Genomic DNA, 17,532 nt, shown 5'->3' with positions numbered 1-17,532 from the left:
GTTTCTTGATTTGTTCTTCTTTACTTTAATGAGATGAATTAATAACTTGAATCTGATTCTAACCCTTGAATAATTTGTACACCTGCACTCGCGCCAATACGAGTTGCACCCGCTTCTAACATGCGATTAAAATCTTCTAAATTACGTACGCCGCCCGAAGCTTTGACTTCTAATGCATCACCGACTGTATCTTTCATTAATTTAACGTCTTCAGCTGTAGCACCACCACCAGCAAATCCTGTAGATGTTTTAACAAAATGTGCACCCGCTTCTTTTGCAATTTCACATGCTTTTACCTTTTCTTCATCTGTTAATAAGACAGTTTCAATGATGACTTTAACCGTCTTACCATTCGCTGCCGTCACTACACTTTCGATATCATCTTTGACATCGTTAAAGCGCTTATCCTTTAAAGCACCAATATTAATCACCATATCAATTTCTGTAGCACCATTTTCAATGGCATTTTTCGTTTCAAATGCTTTTACTTCTTTAGTTGATGCACCAAGTGGAAAACCTATGACAGTACATACTAATACGTCTGTCCCTTTTAATTGTTCTGCTGAATATTCCACGTGTGTTGGATTAACACAAATCGATTTAAAACCGTATTCCTTAGCTTCACTGATTATTTTATCGATTTGTTCACGTGTTGATTCAGGCTTTAACTGTGTGTGGTCTATATATTTTGCATAATTCATTAAAAGGTCCTCCTCACTTATTTTAAATGCTTTTTTCGTCCAACTCATTTGGAGAACGAATGCATTCGTTAAACATACCCTTCAACTATATAGTACAAAAATTAGCAATAAATTTAAACAAATGTTATCTTAAACATAATCATGTAATTAAGGAGAAGATAACAAATGACAAATGGCACACCTCATATTCAACCTAATGGAGTTAAAATCGCTAAAACAGTATTAATGCCAGGTGATCCACTACGTGCAAAATACATTGCTGATAACTTCTTAGAAAATGTTGAACAATTCAATGAAGTTCGCAATATGTTTGGATATACTGGAACATACAAAGGTAAAGAAATTTCAGTTATGGGTTCTGGTATGGGTATACCTAGTATAGGTATTTATTCGTATGAGCTTTATCATTTCTTTGATGTAGACACAATCATCCGCGTGGGGTCATGTGGTGCATTACAAGAACATGTAAATTTATATGATGTCATCATCGCGCAAGCTGCATCTACTAACTCAAATTATGTTGATCAATATCAAATTCCTGGTCATTTTGCACCTATCGCTGACTTTGATTTAGTGACAAAAGCAAAACATGCTGCTGATAATATCGGCGCAGTATCTCATGTTGGTAACGTTTTATCATCAGATACTTTTTACAATGCAGATGAAACGTTTAATGATGCATGGAAGAAAATGGGTATTTTAGGTATTGAAATGGAATCTGTTGGATTATATTTAAATGCCATTCATGCTGGTAAAAAAGCATTAGGCGTTTTCACAGTAAGCGACCATATCTTACGAGATGAAGCAACAACTGCAGAAGAACGTCAAACATCATTTACACAAATGATGGAAATTGCATTAGAAATAGCTGAATAATAATGAGACCAAGCACCTTCACCAGATGTGCTTGGTCCTTTTTAGTATGATTTATCTAAATAACAAGAAACAGTTGAGTTGTTATTAAATCTTTTACGAAAAAAGCTAAGAGACACATTATTAATCAAAGTGCCTCTTAGCTTAATTTTATAGTCGTCTTATTTACCTAAATAAGATTGTAACATCCAATTATGTTTATCTACTGACGTTTGCATACCGATAAACATATCTTCAGATACATCATCGCCAGCTTCACCTGCTACCTTAATAGCATTTTCCAATTGTTGAGAAATGTTTGTGAAATCTTTAGATAATTCTTCAACCATTTGTTCAGCAGCGTAACCTTTGCCAGCTTCTTCAACGATTGACATATCTAGACTTTCTTTCATAGTTCCAACAGGATTACCACCAACTGCTAGAATACGTTCTGCTAAATCATCTACATATTGTGCAGCCTCATTGTATAACTCTTCAAATTTCACATGTAATGAGAAGAAATTAGGTCCTTTTACATACCAATGGAAGTTATGCAATTTAGTATAAGCAACTGTCCAGTTAGCAACTTGTTGGTTTAACTCTTTTACTACTTCATTATGATTTGTCATATTAATATACGCTCCTTTAATTCATTGACTATACATTTATTATATTAGAATCATTCTAATCTGTAAAGTAAAATGATACTATTATTTAGAATTATTCTAAACAAGTTCAAATTATATTCACAAACGAATCGCGTTATTCAAAATAAAAAAATCTACCTGTGATTATACTTTTACTTATCTTTTCTCAATTAAATACTATAATTGAGAATCAGTTAAATTAACATGCTCATTATCATCTAAAAAGAATGATTTCTCATAAGCATTAGGATGATGCCAATGTGTGTGCCACATTTTATCTCTGTTATTAGCAAATAATTGATAACCAAAATTTCTAATTGATTTAGGTACGACATATAATAATAAACCTAAAAATTTATACTGATTAGGCAGTGACGTTATGAGTGAAGCAATCGCTGTAGATTCATATTCAATATGGTCTCCATCTACGACAATTACACTATTTCTATTCTTTGCCTCGGGATGTTGCTTAAACAACTGTTGACCGTACTTACCTTTTAAAGTTGCAAATTCATATTTGTGTGATAAACCTTTTTGAATTAACCATATCGCATAGTTATAGCAATAAACACAATTGCCATCGTAATAAATAATTGCCATATTAACCTCACTCCTTTTTATCTCATTAATTATTTTTCCTATTTCTCTTTTTATAAACCAAATATTGACTTTTTGATAAAAAATAAGTTGATTTTATGAATGCGTGCATACTTCACCTATAAAGCCATAGGATACTAAATGATTACTTCATAAAATCAACTTAAGATTAGTCTTGGTTAACTTTTACTATTCTAGTATATTTTAAAAATTGTTGAGAATATTTTTGTTGAATTTCTTCTAATGAGTCGTAAGTAACACCAATGATGTGCCAGTTAGGATTAAAATGATAAAATGAGTCTTTTTCTTTTGACCACTTAATCATATTACCTTCTTTGTTATATCTCGGTAATGTCACTTCATAACCTTCAAGTACGTTGATATAAGTTTGGAATATATCAGGATCTATTCTATTAAAGTTGTCTATTACAAGATAACTTTTATCTTTTTTAGGCATATTTTGAGTGATAAAACCTTCACGATAATATAACGCACCACTTTCGTTAGGTAGATACTTACCATATAACATATCTTCACTAAAATCTGGATGTCCAGATGTAATGATTGGATTAGCATTTGTCTTTTGTAGCAAATCATTTGCAGCTTTTAAACCTTCTTCTTTTTTATCTACAACTAGCAAAATAAAAGGCTTAATTGTTGTTTCTTGGTGTTGCTCTTCTAGTAAATGGGATTTCTCCACTGTTTCAAATGGATTTTTAATTCCGTTATTGTCGCTCATTTCTAAAATAGCATCATATTGAACTTGTGACATACTTGCTATAGCTTGCTTAGCATTTTCTTGTAAGAAATATAAGTTTTTAAGCTTCGGATGCTTATTCAAATGACCAAGTGATATTGGCGTAATGTGTTTACCAAACATAATTTCAATAGCTGTGCTATTGGTTCTGCCAGGAATAGGTGGCTTTTCATGGATATGTCTAGTTACTTCACCAACACCAATTACAGATTGATTTTGATATTTATTGTAAATAATTACATTATCTCCAACCTCTAATTGTGTATAAAAGTGATAGCCATTACGTTTAATACCATTGTAGGTATGTGTATATATTGTGTAGTTTTTTCCCGGTTCAAAATCTTCTGTTTCTGACAGAAAGAAATAACGCGGAATTTTTGTTTCACCTTTACCAAGTTGAACGATAAGATCAAATTCTTCTTTTCTAATTTGATTAAATAGTGTTTCTTTCATATTACTCATTCTAAAATCTAATGCTTCACTACGTTTTAAATAATCCGTTGTTAAAGGATTTAACGTTTCATTAAATTTAAATTCAACTCTAATTTTGTTTTGTGCACCTGCTTGAACACTTAGTATTTCTCCAAAACCTAACAATCCAGTATCTGTTTGTACTTGATAAAAGATGACTTGGTCGCCGGCTTTTGCCTTTTTAAATGCTCTAAATCCTTGAGTAGGATTAAATTGTGCACCTGATTCAAATAACGTCGTTTGACCTACTAAAGGTTCATTATGATTCCATCTGTTATAACCACAATTTAACCAAAAGTAATTGATTTCTTCTGTCATCACGAATCTCCTCACCTTATTATATGTAAAATAAGTTATTGTAATTACCTTATTATATCTAACACACCATTGCTACTACAACTATTTTTCTAATATTTTATTAAAAAGCAATCATTCAGGACTTAAATAATTAAAAAATAGACTAATACTAAAATCCGCATTAGTCTATTTATATAAATTATATTTCGTTATTATTTTAATAAAGATATTTTTTTCAAATTTAATGAGAAGGTACGAATGAACCTAGTAGTGGCAACAAATTAATCATCACGCCACCTAAAGATAACATGGCACTGCTTTCTTTATCTCGAAACGTAATACCTGCACTAAGAACGCCTATAATAGCGACTAGCCTAGGAATCATCAATGAAGGATAATGTGGCATATTTAGAAATACACCTGCACCTGCAATAACGCCACATAGTAATGAAATATATAAAAACTGTTTCATAATTTGAACATCCTTTATTTAATCAATAAATTACTCTAGATATAACTAATTATTAAAGAAAAGTCACCTTCAAATACATTATCTAAATCTTCTGAAGTCAAGACAAAATGGCTTCCTTTTTGAATATCAAAAATATCACCGTCTGTAATTAATTTCCCTTCACCATCTATTACAGACACTAAACAAAACTCACGTGGTTTCATATAATTTAATGTTCCTGAAATTTCCCATTTAACTATAGTGAAGAAGTCGTTAGAAACAATATGTGTGCATTGATGGCTTTCTATAATCTCTTTTTCTGGAACAATATTAGGTAAATCATTATTAAATGCCATAACATCTAATGCTTTATTAATATTAAGTTCTCTTGCCTCCCCGTTATGATTATCGCGTTGATAATCATAAACACGATATGAAATATCCGAAGACTGCATAACTTCATATGCAACAATACCAGCACCGATACTATGAATTGTTCCAGCCGGTACAAAGTAAAATTCGCCCGTCTTTACATTTACTTTTCTTAATATATCTTCGACAGTACCTTCATCTAGATGCTTTTTAAATGTCTCTTTTGAATCTGCAGTTGTACCTAATATAATTTCAGATCCTTCCTCTGCATCTATCACGTACCAGCATTCTGATTTTCCGTATTGACCATTCTCATTTTCATATGCATAAGAATCATCAGGATGAACATGAATAGATAACGGGGATTCTGCATCAACAATTTTAGCGAGCAATGGAAAATCCTTACTTGGAAACTCACCGAATAATTCTCGATGTTCTGCCCATACTTGATCTAACGTTTGACCTGCATAAGGACCATTCTTAATTATATTTTTACCATTAGGGTGAGCTGAGATTCCCCAACATTCTCCAATTTGTTGATTGGGTAGTTGGTATCCAAAGGTTTCTAATTTATTACCACCCCACATTTTCTCATGAAAAATAGGTTTTAAAAACAGTGGCATGTCTACACCTCCATTACTCTTGATGTTTATGTAAATATCATTGACCAATGCTCAATCAACGATTCGTATACTATGTATTTCATTATTAATGTTTACATCAACAATTCATATTTTTAACTCACTATATGTGATTGTATCACAATTCATATTTTTATGGTTAAGATGATTTTTGACTATTTTCAATCGATATTCACGTCATTCATTACCTTTAATTATACTTTCTTATTAAATTTAAGGTGATCTTCGTCATTATATCAATTTCTAATACAAATGAATAGTAACAGTATATTTCATTGTTTGAGGTTAAAAAGTATAAAAAATATATAGGCCAAGCAGTGATTTGCTCGCCCTATATATTTGTATATCTTTATATTTTCTACTTCATTATTCGTAAGATTTTAATGCATCTTTAATGGCTTCATTACCAGTTAAAATTTGAAATTCTTGTTTGCTAAATTTATCTGAAGTTACTACATGTTTTAACACACTAGCTACATCTTCACGTGGTATTGACGCATAATTATCAAAATATAAGTCAGCTTTTATTTGACCCGTACCTTTATCATCTGTAAGACCACCTGGATGTACAATTGTATAATTTAAATTAGAATGTCTTAAATAATCATCCGCATAGTGTTTAGCAATTGTATAAGGTTTTAAGTCACCACTTTGGTCAAATGCTTCTCTTCTTGAATCGTACGTTGAAACCATTACATAATGCTTAATATCCGCTTCTTCACTCGCTTTAATCGTTTTTACTGCGCCATCTAAATCTACATATATTGTTTTATCAGCTCCAGTACTACCACCAGAACCTACTGAGAAAATGACTTTATCAAATGATTTAAACTTATTCTTTAATTCTTCAATACTTTCTTTTTCAACATCAATGTTTAAAGCTTTAATATCTTTATCTTCTAATGCTTTAACTTGTTCATCTTTTCTCACACCTGCAGTAAAATCAACATTATCATCTTTTAATTGATCAACTAACTTAGAGCCTACGCCACCATTAGCGCCTATAATCAAAATACTCATATAAAAACGTCCTCCTTAAAAACTTATATCATTATTTTTACCTTTTTTATCATAATTTAAACACCCGCATCTCTGTTGACTAAAAATACGTACTAGATTATATTAATATATGAATACATATTCATATATTAAGAGGTGTTCGTATGACTGAAAAGAATATAGACATGTCTAATCAACAAACTTTAGAACGAGTGACAGATATTTTCAAAGCTTTAAGTGATATTAATCGCATTAGAATCATGGAATTATTAGCGTCAGGTGAAGCAAGTGTTGGTCACATTTCTCATTCATTATCGTTAACCCAGTCTAATGTCTCTCATCAACTAAAACTTTTAAAATCTGTAAATCTTGTGAAATCAAAACGTCAGGGTCAAAGTATGATTTATTCTTTAGATGACCAACATGTATCTACTTTGTTAAAACAAGCAATTCATCATGCGAGCCACCCCATAGAAGGTGAAAAATAATATGTCAACACATCATCATCATGATCATGCACATTCACACGCACACGGGCATGTACATACAAACAACAAAAAAATCTTATTAATCTCATTTATTATTATAGGCTTATTCATGTTAGTAGAAATTATTGGCGGTTTTTTAGCCAATAGTCTGGCCCTACTTTCTGACGGCTTCCATATGTTCAGTGATGCCCTATCACTACTAGTAGCGCTCATTGCATTTATCTATGCTGAAAAACATGCAACAGTATCAAAGACCTATGGTTATAAACGATTTGAAGTCTTAGCTGCACTTTTTAACGGTGTTACACTATTTGTTATTAGTATTTTAATCGTTATTGAAGCTGTTAAACGCTTTTTCACGCCAGCAGAAGTTCAATCAAAAGAAATGTTTGTCATCAGTACCTTAGGTTTAATTGTCAATGTTGTCATTGCACTTTTAATGTTCAAAGGTGGCGATACTTCACATAATTTAAATATGCGCGGTGCATTCTTACATGTAATTGGTGACTTATTGGGTTCTATAGGTGCAATTATCGCTGCAATTTTAATTTGGACATTGGGTTGGACGATTGCTGATCCAATAGCAAGTATTTTAGTTTCTGTTATTATCTTAAAAAGTGCTTATGGTATTGCTAAATCATCTTTAAATATATTAATGGAAGGCACACCAACAGATGTTGATATAGATGCCGTAATTCAAACTTTAACGAAAAACTTTGAAATCCAAAGCGTACATGATTATCATGTTTGGACGATATCTAATGATATGAATGCATTAAGTTGTCATGCCGTCGTACCAGAGACTTTAACTGTCAAAGAGTGTGAACAATTACTTAAACGTATCGAACATGATTTATTACACTTAAATATTCAACACATGACAATTCAATTAGAAACAGTAAATCATGATCATGACGAAACAACACTTTGTACTGGCGTTCATCATCATTAATATAAAAAGTTGCCCCATCATTATTTTGATGGGGCAACTTTTTAATTACATGAATTTTTCAAATATAAGTTCTTTTGCAGGTACCTGTTTAGCTTCAAATCCTTCTAAAAATTCTTCATTATCGTATGCTAATTTAACTCTTTCTAATGAAATGTCTGTGTCAGTAATTGTTACTATACCATATACAGCATGTGATCCGTTGTTTAATCCGACAGCACCCGGATTGAAATACATTTTATTTTTGTCATCAAACATATGCAAACGATGGTTATGACCAAATATGATTAAATCAGCATCTTTGTCAGCAAATAATTGTGTCATTTCATTTTCATCATCTTTAACAATTGGACTAAATGGTTGTTCATCTATTGAAGACAACAATTTTTCATTCTCTATTTCATAATGTATAAATAATACTTTTTTACCACAAATAGTTTTTTCAATATAACGTGGTAATTGATTGAGTTCTTCATAATATTCTTCATCTAAATGGCCAGCAATCCATTGATGGTGTTCATAAAACTTATCTTTTAAATCATCTGGATAAGGAGTGCCATTAACAACAGACATAATAGCTTCATCATGATTCCCTGCAATCATTTCCATATCGTCTCGATCAAATATATGATCTAATACTTTATTTGTCTCGTGACCAATTCCAATGTTGTCACCAAGATTATAAATTTTATCAATATCGTCTCTATTATCAATATCATCCAATACAGTTTCTAATGCATCAAAGTTACCATGCACGTCAGTAATAATTGCAAATTTCATGATGATATCTCCTTTCATTATCAATTCATTAGAATATTTTAACACTTAATACCCTATTATGTTAGATATTAATTTGAAAAAGTCCAAATTTTTGATATTGTATTTATATTAACGAAAAGGAGTGCTTAAAATTTGTTTAAATATTACAACTTAGCATTTAAGAATGCTAAACCTCAGAATCTTAAAGCAATACTATTTACATTAGTAAGCTTTATCGTCATCTTTTTAATCGGTAGAGTGGCAATGGCTATGATTGGTCAACAAATCATGCAATTGCAAATGATGATGCAATTCGGTCAACCAGTCGGACCATTACTTACACCGATTATTGGACTTGCATTAGTCGTTATTTTATTGTTTATCTTTTTAGGTTATCAATTAATTGCAGGTGCGATTAATGTTATTTCAAAAGCAATTAGAAAAGAAAAAGTTAAATTCTCAGATTTATTTATCTCATTTAAAAAAGGTAATTATGGTAAAAGTGTATTACTAGCATTAATCACTGTAGCATTATTTATCATAATGGGATTCATTTTATTTTTAGTAAATAAATTGCTTGGCCTTGTAATATCACCATTAGTAAATGCTATTCAAGGACCTATTAGTGGCATGGATAATCCAATGCCTGCTTACCTAGCATTCCAAATTGGTGTAACTTTAATTGTTGGATTCATTACTTCAATCTTTTATTGGTTTTTCTTTGTGTTAATCATTAATTACACAGCAGCATACACAGAAAACCCAACACAAGGACCAATTAAACTTTTCAAAGAAGGATTTAAAGCAATTAAAAATGGCCATAAAACATGGTTAAAATTCTTCATTGGCATTTTATTAATTAATTTATTAATTACTATCATCACACGTGTATTAGTGACTCTTGTACAAATGGCAACTGGTAGTATGTCACAAACAGTTGCACAAGTGTTATTAGTTATTTTACAAATTATTGTTATTTTAGTAACACTATTTATTTACTATGCTTTATTAATGGGAATCGTTCAATATTTCGTACTAAGAGGCGAAAAAGTAACTACTGATTCTAAAAAAGGTAAAAAAGACAAAAAAAATAAAGCTATAAATAATAAAGATGCTAAAGCAAAATCAACACAATCTAGTCAATTACAAGATAAAACTAGAGACAATGTTAATGATCATACAAGTAATTTAAAAGATTCAACACAATCTGATGCTCAAGATTCTAAAAAAGACTTAAACGATAAAGCTACTCAACATAAAGAAGATTTATCAAATACAGCAACATCAAAAAAAGATGATTTAGAAAAAACAGCAAAAGATACAATTGATAAAAACAATCCTAATAACAAATAATCTATAATAATAAAAGACGGCGTTCATTGGTTTTAAACCTTTGAACGTCGTCTTTTGTATTTATCGAATTGCTATCCTAATTTAATCTAATAAATGTTTTTTCAAATATTTAGCTGCACCGTCTTCTTCATTTGTAAATTCTGTCACATCATTCGTCAATGCTTTAATCTCAGTTCGTGCATTTTTCATTGCCACTGTATAATGTCCAAATTCAAACATAGCTCTATCATTATCACTATCACCCATAACAAGTGTTTCTTCTTGTTTAATGTTAAAGTATTCAATCATTTCCTTAATACCAGTGCCTTTATCAGTGTTATAAGCCATTGTTTCAGCATTATAACGTGAAGAGTTAGAAACACTAATATTAAGAGACACTTTATTTTGCTTTAATTCATCTCTGAAATTAGTTATTTTATCTAAGTTTGTATCAAATAAATATATTTTTGAATAGTCTTTATCTGGTAAAGTATCTACCCATTGAATTTTATCTTTGAGTGCTTCTTGTCTTGAGGCCCATTCACTTTGACCTACATTATTAGGTGGTGTATCGCCACCGCTAATCATATTTCTCATCCATTGCTCATCTTCTTTTAATACAAGTCGTTGTTCACCAAATGGAAATACTTCATAGTATATGTTTTGTTGTTGTGCTAATGACACTATACGATTAACAGATTTAAGAGACATACTATGCTTAAATATATTTTCATCATATACTTCCCCTGTTGTACCATTTGAGCTAATAATACCGTCTACTGAAAAACCTTCAGGAACGAGTTGGTGAATTTCAGAATATGAACGTCCTGTTGCTAAAAACACTTTATAATCATTCTTTCTTAAAGCATTAATGACATCTCTTGTATATTCTGATGCTCTGTTATCTTCATGTAAAATCGTACCATCCATATCTAAAAATATCGCTTTAATGTTGTCCATATTTTCCTCCATAACGTTATGATATATTACTTAAAATTTTGTCATTAATTGAATAAAAGTGCAATAAAAATAACCTCTTCTCAGTTAATATTAACTAAAAAGAGGCTATCAAGAATGCTTATAAATATTTTAATTTATTTAAATGATTATTCCACTGTTACTGATTTAGCTAAATTACGTGGTTTATCAACATCAAGGTCTCTGTGTAAAGCAGCATAATAAGAAATCAATTGTAATGCTACTACAGAAACTAATGGTGTTAATAATTCATGTACATGAGGAATCACGTAAGTGTCATCTTCTTTATCTAAACCTTCCATAGAAATAATACATGTGCTTGCACCACGTGCTGCAACTTCTTTAACATTACCACGGATTGATAAGTTCACATTATCTTGTGTTGCTAAAGCTATTACTGGTGTACGATCTTCAATCAATGCAATTGTGCCGTGTTTTAATTCCCCACCAGCAAATCCTTCTGCTTGAATATATGAAATTTCTTTAAGTTTTAATGCACCTTCTTGGCTGACATTATAATCAATTGTACGACCAATAAAGAATGCGTTTCTAGTAGTTTCAAGGAAATCAGTAGCAATTTCTTCCATTACTGGTGCATCGTCTACGATTGTTTCGATTGCAGTAGTCACTTTCGCTAATTCTCTTAATAAATCAATATCCGCTTCACGACCATGCGTTTTTGCGACGATTTGAGCTAAGTTAGATAATACTGCAATTTGTGCTGTATAAGCTTTTGTAGAAGCTACAGCAATTTCTGGACCAGCATGTAATAATAATGTATGGTCTGCTTCACGAGATAATGTAGAACCAGGTACATTCGTAATCGTTAATGCTTTATGACCTAATTTCTTAGTTTCAACTAATACTGCACGGCTGTCTGCAGTTTCACCAGATTGTGAAATATAAATGAATAATGGTTTTTCAGATAATAATGGCATGTTGTATACAAACTCAGATGCCACATGTACTTCTGTTGGAACACCAGACCATTTTTCTAAGAATTCTTTACCTACTAAACCTGCATGATAACTAGTACCTGCAGCAATAATATAGATGCGATCAGCTTGTGAAACGTCATTGATAATATCTTCATCAATTTTCAAGTTACCTTCATCATCTTGGTATTCTTGAATAATACGACGCATTACTGCTGGTTGCTCATGAATTTCTTTTAACATGTAGTGATCATAAACACCTTTTTCTGCATCAGAAGCATCAATTTCAGCAGTGTACGTTTCACGTTCTTGTACTTGACCATTAGCATCTTTAATAATCACTTCATCACGTTTCACAATAACGATTTCATGGTCGTGAATTTCTTTATATTCATTTGTTACTTGTAACATTGCTAGAGCATCAGAAGCAATAACGTTAAAGCCATCGCCAACACCAATTAATAGTGGTGATTTGTTTTTAGCAACAAACATTGTATCTTTATCTTCTTCATCTAATAAACCTAACGCATAAGAGCCATGTAATAATGATACTACTTTTGTAAATGCATCTTCTGTTTCGAAACCTTGTTTAGAGAAATATTCAACTAATTGAACAATAACTTCTGTATCTGTCTCAGAAACAAACGTAACATCGCTTAAGTATTCACTTCTTAATTCTTCATAGTTTTCAATTACACCATTATGTACTAGTGTAAAACGTCCAGTTGTAGATTGATGTGGATGTGAGTTTTCGTAATTTGGAATACCGTGAGTTGCCCAACGAGTGTGACCGATTCCAACAGTACCATCAATATCGCTACTATCAGCTACTTTTCGTAATTCTGCGATACGTCCTTTTTCTTTAAATACTTTAGTTCCTGATTCATTTGCAACAGCTACACCTGCTGAATCATAACCTCTATATTCTAATTTTTCTAATCCTTTTAATAATAATTCTTTGGCATTATCGTAGCCAATATATCCTACTATTCCGCACATATTTATATTTCCTCCAATTATTGAAATAACGTTAGTAACAATGATTTATTACCCATAATTTAGTTTAGTAATCTTCTATCATTATTATTTCGGTACTACAAGTGAACAAAAAAGAATCTGACCCCACTTGAAAATAAGCGTGATATTTTATCACACTTAAAATTCTAACGTCTTTCATTTTATATAATATTTATTGGCGATCTTATTAACTTTGTCCAATAGGTTGCCCTACTGTTTTACTTAATAAGCTAACGAATGAGCCACATCCGGGATAGCATCCGCCGATCTTTTCGATCACTATCCTCCTCGTCTACAAGATGTGTATATAAGCTATAAGAATTTCAACATTCAAATTAAATCCTTAATTATTGCATTATAACAACAACTTGCACAGGCGCTTTGTAATATTTATCTTCTATCCTCCTTCCCATTAAAACCTATTGTACAATGACAAAATAGTCAATTGCAAATATTTTCACAAGCTTTTTGTAAAAAACTCCTAGCGTAAATTGCATATGAAATTAATTGTTAACAAACTGTATATTTACATTCTCTTTACCTATATATAATAGAATTATTGTTGTCACGTTTTATATGACAAATTCGAATTTTGTTCTTATTGTAGTAATGACTTTCTTAGATATACAATATATATAGTCAAAATACTAATTTAAAAGAGGTGTAGAAATGGCACAAACACAAGAGAAAAAAGGTTTCGGCCGTAAAGTTCAAGCATTCGGTTCGTTCCTTAGTAGTATGATTATGCCAAATATTGGTGCATTCATCGCTTGGGGATTTATCGCTGCAATTTTTATCGACAATGGTTGGTTACCAAATAAAGATTTAGCTCAATTAGCTGATCCAATGATTAAATTCCTAATTCCATTATTAATTGCATTTAGTGGTGGTCGTTTAATCCATGGATTACGTGGTGGTATTATCGCTGCAACTGCAACTATGGGGGTTATCGTTGCATTACCAGATACACCAATGCTATTAGGCGCAATGATTATGGGACCATTAGTTGGTTGGTTAATGAAGAAAACAGATGAAATCGTTCAACCAAGAACACCACAAGGTTTCGAGATGTTATTCAATAATTTCTCAGCAGGTATCTTAGGTTTCATCATGACTATTCTAAGTTTTGAAATTTTAGCTCCAATTATGAAATTCATCATGCACATTTTATCTGTTGCAGTTGAAGCTTTAGTACACGCTCACTTATTACCAATCGTAAGTATTATTGTTGAGCCAGCTAAAATCGTATTCTTAAATAACGCTATTAACCATGGTGTATTTACACCACTTGGTGCAGACCAAGCTGCTACAGCAGGTCAATCTATTTTATACGCAATCGAATCAAACCCTGGACCAGGTTTTGGTGTGTTACTTGCATACATGATCTTTGGTAAAGGTACTGCAAAAGCAACATCTTATGGTGCAGGAATCATCCACTTCTTAGGTGGTATTCATGAAATTTACTTCCCATATGTATTAATGAGACCTATGTTATTCATCTCAGTTATTTTGGGTGGTATGACAGGTGTTGCAACATACCAAGCTACTGGGTTCGGATTCAAAAGTCCTGCATCTCCAGGATCATTCATAGTATATTGTATTAACGCACCTAGAGGAGAATTCCTTCACATGTTATTAGGTGTTGTATTAGCAACATTAGTATCATTCGCAGTTTCAGCAATTATTCTTAAGTTCACAAAAGAACCAAAACAAGATTTAGAAGCAGCTACTGCTCAAATGGAAGCTACTAAAGGTAAAAAATCAAGTGTATCTTCAAAATTAAGCAGTAAAGAAAATAATCAACAAGCTAGTACAACTGGTGCTACTGCAGGTGCTACATCAACAGAAGAATCTAATAATAGCGAAGACGACGCTGATCAATTATTAGATAACTATAATACTGAAGATGTAGATGCTCATGATTACAGTAACGTTAACCATGTTATCTTTGCTTGTGATGCGGGTATGGGTTCTAGTGCAATGGGTGCTAGTATGTTACGTAATAAATTTAAAAAAGCCGGTATTTCTGATGTAAATGTTACAAATACAGCTATTAACCAATTACCTAACGATGCCCAATTAGTTATCACTCAAAAAACATTAACTGATCGTGCCATCAAACAAGTACCAAATGCAATTCATATTTCAGTTGATAATTTCTTAAATTCACCTAGATATGAAGAGTTATTAAATAACCTTAAAAAAGAAGAACAATAATTTTAAATAAATATTAAATGGAGGATACCGCCATGTTATTGAGTACACGTGAAAAAGAGATTATAGAACTATTAATCAAGTATCACGGTCAATATGTCACTATTTACGACATTGCTCAACAACTGGCAGTGTCCTCTCGTACTATTCATAGAGAATTAAAACATGTGGAATCTTATATTGCTACATTCTCTATAGAATTAGAACGTGTAAACAAAAAAGGAATACGTTTAAAGGGACTTAATCAAGATATTCAAGCATTGAAACTTGAAATGACCCAACAGCAAACGCTCGATTTATCCGTTGAAGAGCAAAAAGTTATTATTCTATATGCTCTTATTCAGTCTAAACATGCTGTTAAACAATATAGCCTTGCTCAAGAAATTGGCGTATCTATTCAGTCATTAACAAAACTGTTAGATGACTTAGAACAAGACTTAGCGTTATATCAATTATCATTGACACGTAAACGTGGCGAAGGTGTTATTTTAAACGGCACTGAATCTAAAAAAAGAGAGTTCTTAAGTCAATTAATGGTGAATAACTTAAATAGTACAAGTGTGTATTCAGTTATCGAAAACCACTTTGTTTACCAATCATTACATCAATCTCAGCAATCACTTGTGGATTTAGATCGAATATTTAAAGTTGAGAGAATTTTAATGGATTATTTAGGACAACTTCCCTATTCATTGACAGAATCTAGCTATTTAACATTAACTGTTCATATCGTTTTAAGTATTACTAGAATGCAAAACAATGAATATGTATCACTTAATGATGATATTTACGAATCTGTAAAAGATACATTTGAACATGAAATTGCTAGTGAAATCGCAAAACATCTAGAACATCTATATGATGTTCAATTTAATCAAGCTGAAATCACATTTATTACCATTCATTTGCGCGGTTCAAAACGTAAAGATACTAAAGATACTTTATTTGAAGATAAGAAAAGTGAACAAAAAATTAAATCTTTTGTACAAACAGTAGAAGAGATTTCAGGACAATACTTTGATGATAAAGATACATTAATCAATGGTTTATCATTGCATATTAATCCGGCTATCAATCGCTTAGAATCAAATATTGAAACTTATAATCCGTTAACCGATATGATCAAGTACAAATATCCAAGACTATTTGATAATGTGAGTAAGGCGTTACGTCTGGTTTGGCCAGATTTGATATTTCCAGAAAGTGAAGTCGCCTTTATCGTGCTTCATTTTGGTGGATCTATCAAAAATCAAGGACATCAATTTTTAAATATTCTAGTTGTTTGTAGTAGCGGTATTGGGACAAGTCGTCTATTAGCTACACGACTCGAACAAGTGTTTAGTGAAATTGAACGAATTACCCAAGCATCTGTAAGTGATTTAAATGTATTAGATTTATCTAGTTATGATGGCATTATATCTACAGTTAATTTAGATATCGATAGACCATTTTTAACAGTGAATCCCCTACTTCCTGATTCAGATATCGGTTATGTGGCATCATTTTTAAATACCAAAGAAACACAACATTTGATAACACATAAGGAAACAGAGACTTTATCAACATCTACAGAAGATATTTTAGAAACTATGCGTGCAGGTTTAAAATTAGTTGATTCAGTGAAAATAGAATATAAATCAGTTGAAAATTGGAAACAACATTTAGCTGATTACTTAATGAGTCAACATATCATTGAAGATGGCCAGTCATTCGCTGAACAATTACAACAACGGTTAGAGGAAAATCCCAGTTGGATATTACATCCTTACCCTATTGCGATTCCACATATGAAAGATGCTATGTTTAAACAACCTTGTATTCTCATCACTATCTTGGACGAACCAATAGAGTTGAATAATGTTCAAAATGACAATCATTCAATAAAATATATGTTAAGTATGTTTATTCCAGAAAATGCAATTATGACAAAACTAGTTAGTACAATATCAGAAACACTTAGCGATCATTTGGAAAACTTAGATAATTTTATGCAAAATCCACAGGAATTTAAAACCATACTAGAAAAACAATTTTTAAAACAAATAAAACAACAATTAATTTAGGAGTGTATTAAT

General features: G+C 31.5%; 16 protein-coding genes. 6 read left to right on the top strand and 10 right to left on the bottom strand.

What is annotated here, in order from left to right; all coding sequences use genetic code 11:
• Positions 1 to 38 precede the first annotated feature (38 nt).
• Entirely contained in the window at positions 39 to 701 is a 663-nt protein-coding gene (gene deoC, locus LPC11_RS03880) for a deoxyribose-phosphate aldolase (protein ID WP_023373374.1), read from the bottom strand.
• Between the two features lie 165 nt (positions 702 to 866).
• Between deoC and deoD the strand changes: the two genes are divergently transcribed.
• Entirely contained in the window at positions 867 to 1,577 is a 711-nt protein-coding gene (gene deoD, locus LPC11_RS03875) for a purine-nucleoside phosphorylase (RefSeq protein ID WP_231307359.1), read from the top strand.
• A gap of 158 nt (positions 1,578 to 1,735) precedes the next feature.
• Here the strand turns inward: deoD and LPC11_RS03870 are convergent, their stop codons facing one another.
• The 6 genes from LPC11_RS03870 to LPC11_RS03845 form a co-directional block, all read right to left on the bottom strand.
• The gene (locus LPC11_RS03870; protein ID WP_023373378.1) at positions 1,736 to 2,182 is read right to left on the bottom strand and encodes a Dps family protein; all 447 of its coding nucleotides are present in this window, start codon (positions 2,180 to 2,182) and stop codon (positions 1,736 to 1,738) included.
• Between the two features lie 195 nt (positions 2,183 to 2,377).
• Positions 2,378 to 2,800: a thiol-disulfide oxidoreductase DCC family protein gene (locus tag LPC11_RS03865; RefSeq protein ID WP_023373380.1), complete on the bottom strand. Its 423-nt coding sequence runs from the start codon at positions 2,798 to 2,800 to the stop codon at positions 2,378 to 2,380.
• A gap of 166 nt (positions 2,801 to 2,966) precedes the next feature.
• Positions 2,967 to 4,343 (bottom strand): EVE domain-containing protein, encoded by a 1,377-nt coding sequence (locus tag LPC11_RS03860; RefSeq protein WP_107566474.1) that lies wholly within the window; start codon positions 4,341 to 4,343, stop codon positions 2,967 to 2,969.
• A gap of 220 nt (positions 4,344 to 4,563) precedes the next feature.
• Positions 4,564 to 4,794, bottom strand: a complete 231-nt coding sequence (locus LPC11_RS03855; RefSeq protein ID WP_023373384.1) for a hypothetical protein — start codon at positions 4,792 to 4,794, stop codon at positions 4,564 to 4,566.
• A 35-nt stretch (positions 4,795 to 4,829) separates the two neighbouring features.
• Complete coding sequence (locus LPC11_RS03850) at positions 4,830 to 5,768, bottom strand: type I phosphomannose isomerase catalytic subunit (protein ID WP_023373386.1); 939 nt, start codon at positions 5,766 to 5,768, stop codon at positions 4,830 to 4,832.
• 384 nt (positions 5,769 to 6,152) lie between these two features.
• The gene (locus tag LPC11_RS03845; RefSeq protein ID WP_023373388.1) at positions 6,153 to 6,806 is read right to left on the bottom strand and encodes an SDR family oxidoreductase; all 654 of its coding nucleotides are present in this window, start codon (positions 6,804 to 6,806) and stop codon (positions 6,153 to 6,155) included.
• Between the two features lie 143 nt (positions 6,807 to 6,949).
• On the opposite strand from LPC11_RS03845, the gene LPC11_RS03840 reads away from it, so the two are divergent.
• Positions 6,950 to 7,273 (top strand): ArsR/SmtB family transcription factor, encoded by a 324-nt coding sequence (locus tag LPC11_RS03840; RefSeq protein WP_002467218.1) that lies wholly within the window; start codon positions 6,950 to 6,952, stop codon positions 7,271 to 7,273.
• Position 7,274: 1 nt separating this feature from the next.
• Positions 7,275 to 8,225 (top strand): CDF family zinc efflux transporter CzrB, encoded by a 951-nt coding sequence (czrB, locus tag LPC11_RS03835; protein WP_023373390.1) that lies wholly within the window; start codon positions 7,275 to 7,277, stop codon positions 8,223 to 8,225.
• Positions 8,226 to 8,270: 45 nt separating this feature from the next.
• Here the strand turns inward: czrB and LPC11_RS03830 are convergent, their stop codons facing one another.
• A complete protein-coding gene (locus LPC11_RS03830; protein ID WP_231307358.1) occupies positions 8,271 to 9,002 on the bottom strand; it encodes a metallophosphoesterase family protein in 732 nt (243 codons plus the stop codon).
• A gap of 132 nt (positions 9,003 to 9,134) precedes the next feature.
• On the opposite strand from LPC11_RS03830, the gene LPC11_RS03825 reads away from it, so the two are divergent.
• Positions 9,135 to 10,334, top strand: coding sequence for a lytic transglycosylase (locus tag LPC11_RS03825; protein WP_041613633.1), 1,200 nt, complete (start codon positions 9,135 to 9,137; stop codon positions 10,332 to 10,334).
• 81 nt (positions 10,335 to 10,415) lie between these two features.
• Here LPC11_RS03825 and LPC11_RS03820 read toward each other — a convergent pair whose 3' ends face one another.
• Together LPC11_RS03820 and glmS are read right to left on the bottom strand one after the other, a co-directional pair.
• Positions 10,416 to 11,273: an HAD family hydrolase gene (locus LPC11_RS03820; RefSeq protein WP_023373396.1), complete on the bottom strand. Its 858-nt coding sequence runs from the start codon at positions 11,271 to 11,273 to the stop codon at positions 10,416 to 10,418.
• Between the two features lie 146 nt (positions 11,274 to 11,419).
• Positions 11,420 to 13,225, bottom strand: a complete 1,806-nt coding sequence (glmS, locus tag LPC11_RS03815) for a glutamine--fructose-6-phosphate transaminase (isomerizing) (RefSeq protein WP_231307357.1) — start codon at positions 13,223 to 13,225, stop codon at positions 11,420 to 11,422.
• Positions 13,226 to 13,912: 687 nt separating this feature from the next.
• Between glmS and LPC11_RS03810 the strand changes: the two genes are divergently transcribed.
• Positions 13,913 to 15,460 (top strand): PTS mannitol transporter subunit IIBC, encoded by a 1,548-nt coding sequence (locus tag LPC11_RS03810; RefSeq protein WP_023373400.1) that lies wholly within the window; start codon positions 13,913 to 13,915, stop codon positions 15,458 to 15,460.
• Between the two features lie 32 nt (positions 15,461 to 15,492).
• Positions 15,493 to 17,520 (top strand): BglG family transcription antiterminator, encoded by a 2,028-nt coding sequence (locus LPC11_RS03805; RefSeq protein WP_023373402.1) that lies wholly within the window; start codon positions 15,493 to 15,495, stop codon positions 17,518 to 17,520.
• Positions 17,521 to 17,532: the final 12 nt, after the last annotated feature.

Source organism: Staphylococcus sp. HL28 (assembly GCF_021117155.1).
Classification (GTDB): domain Bacteria; phylum Bacillota; class Bacilli; order Staphylococcales; family Staphylococcaceae; genus Staphylococcus; species Staphylococcus warneri.
The sequence above is the reverse complement of the archived record's forward strand: the minus strand, read 5'-3'. Positions and strand labels throughout refer to the sequence as shown.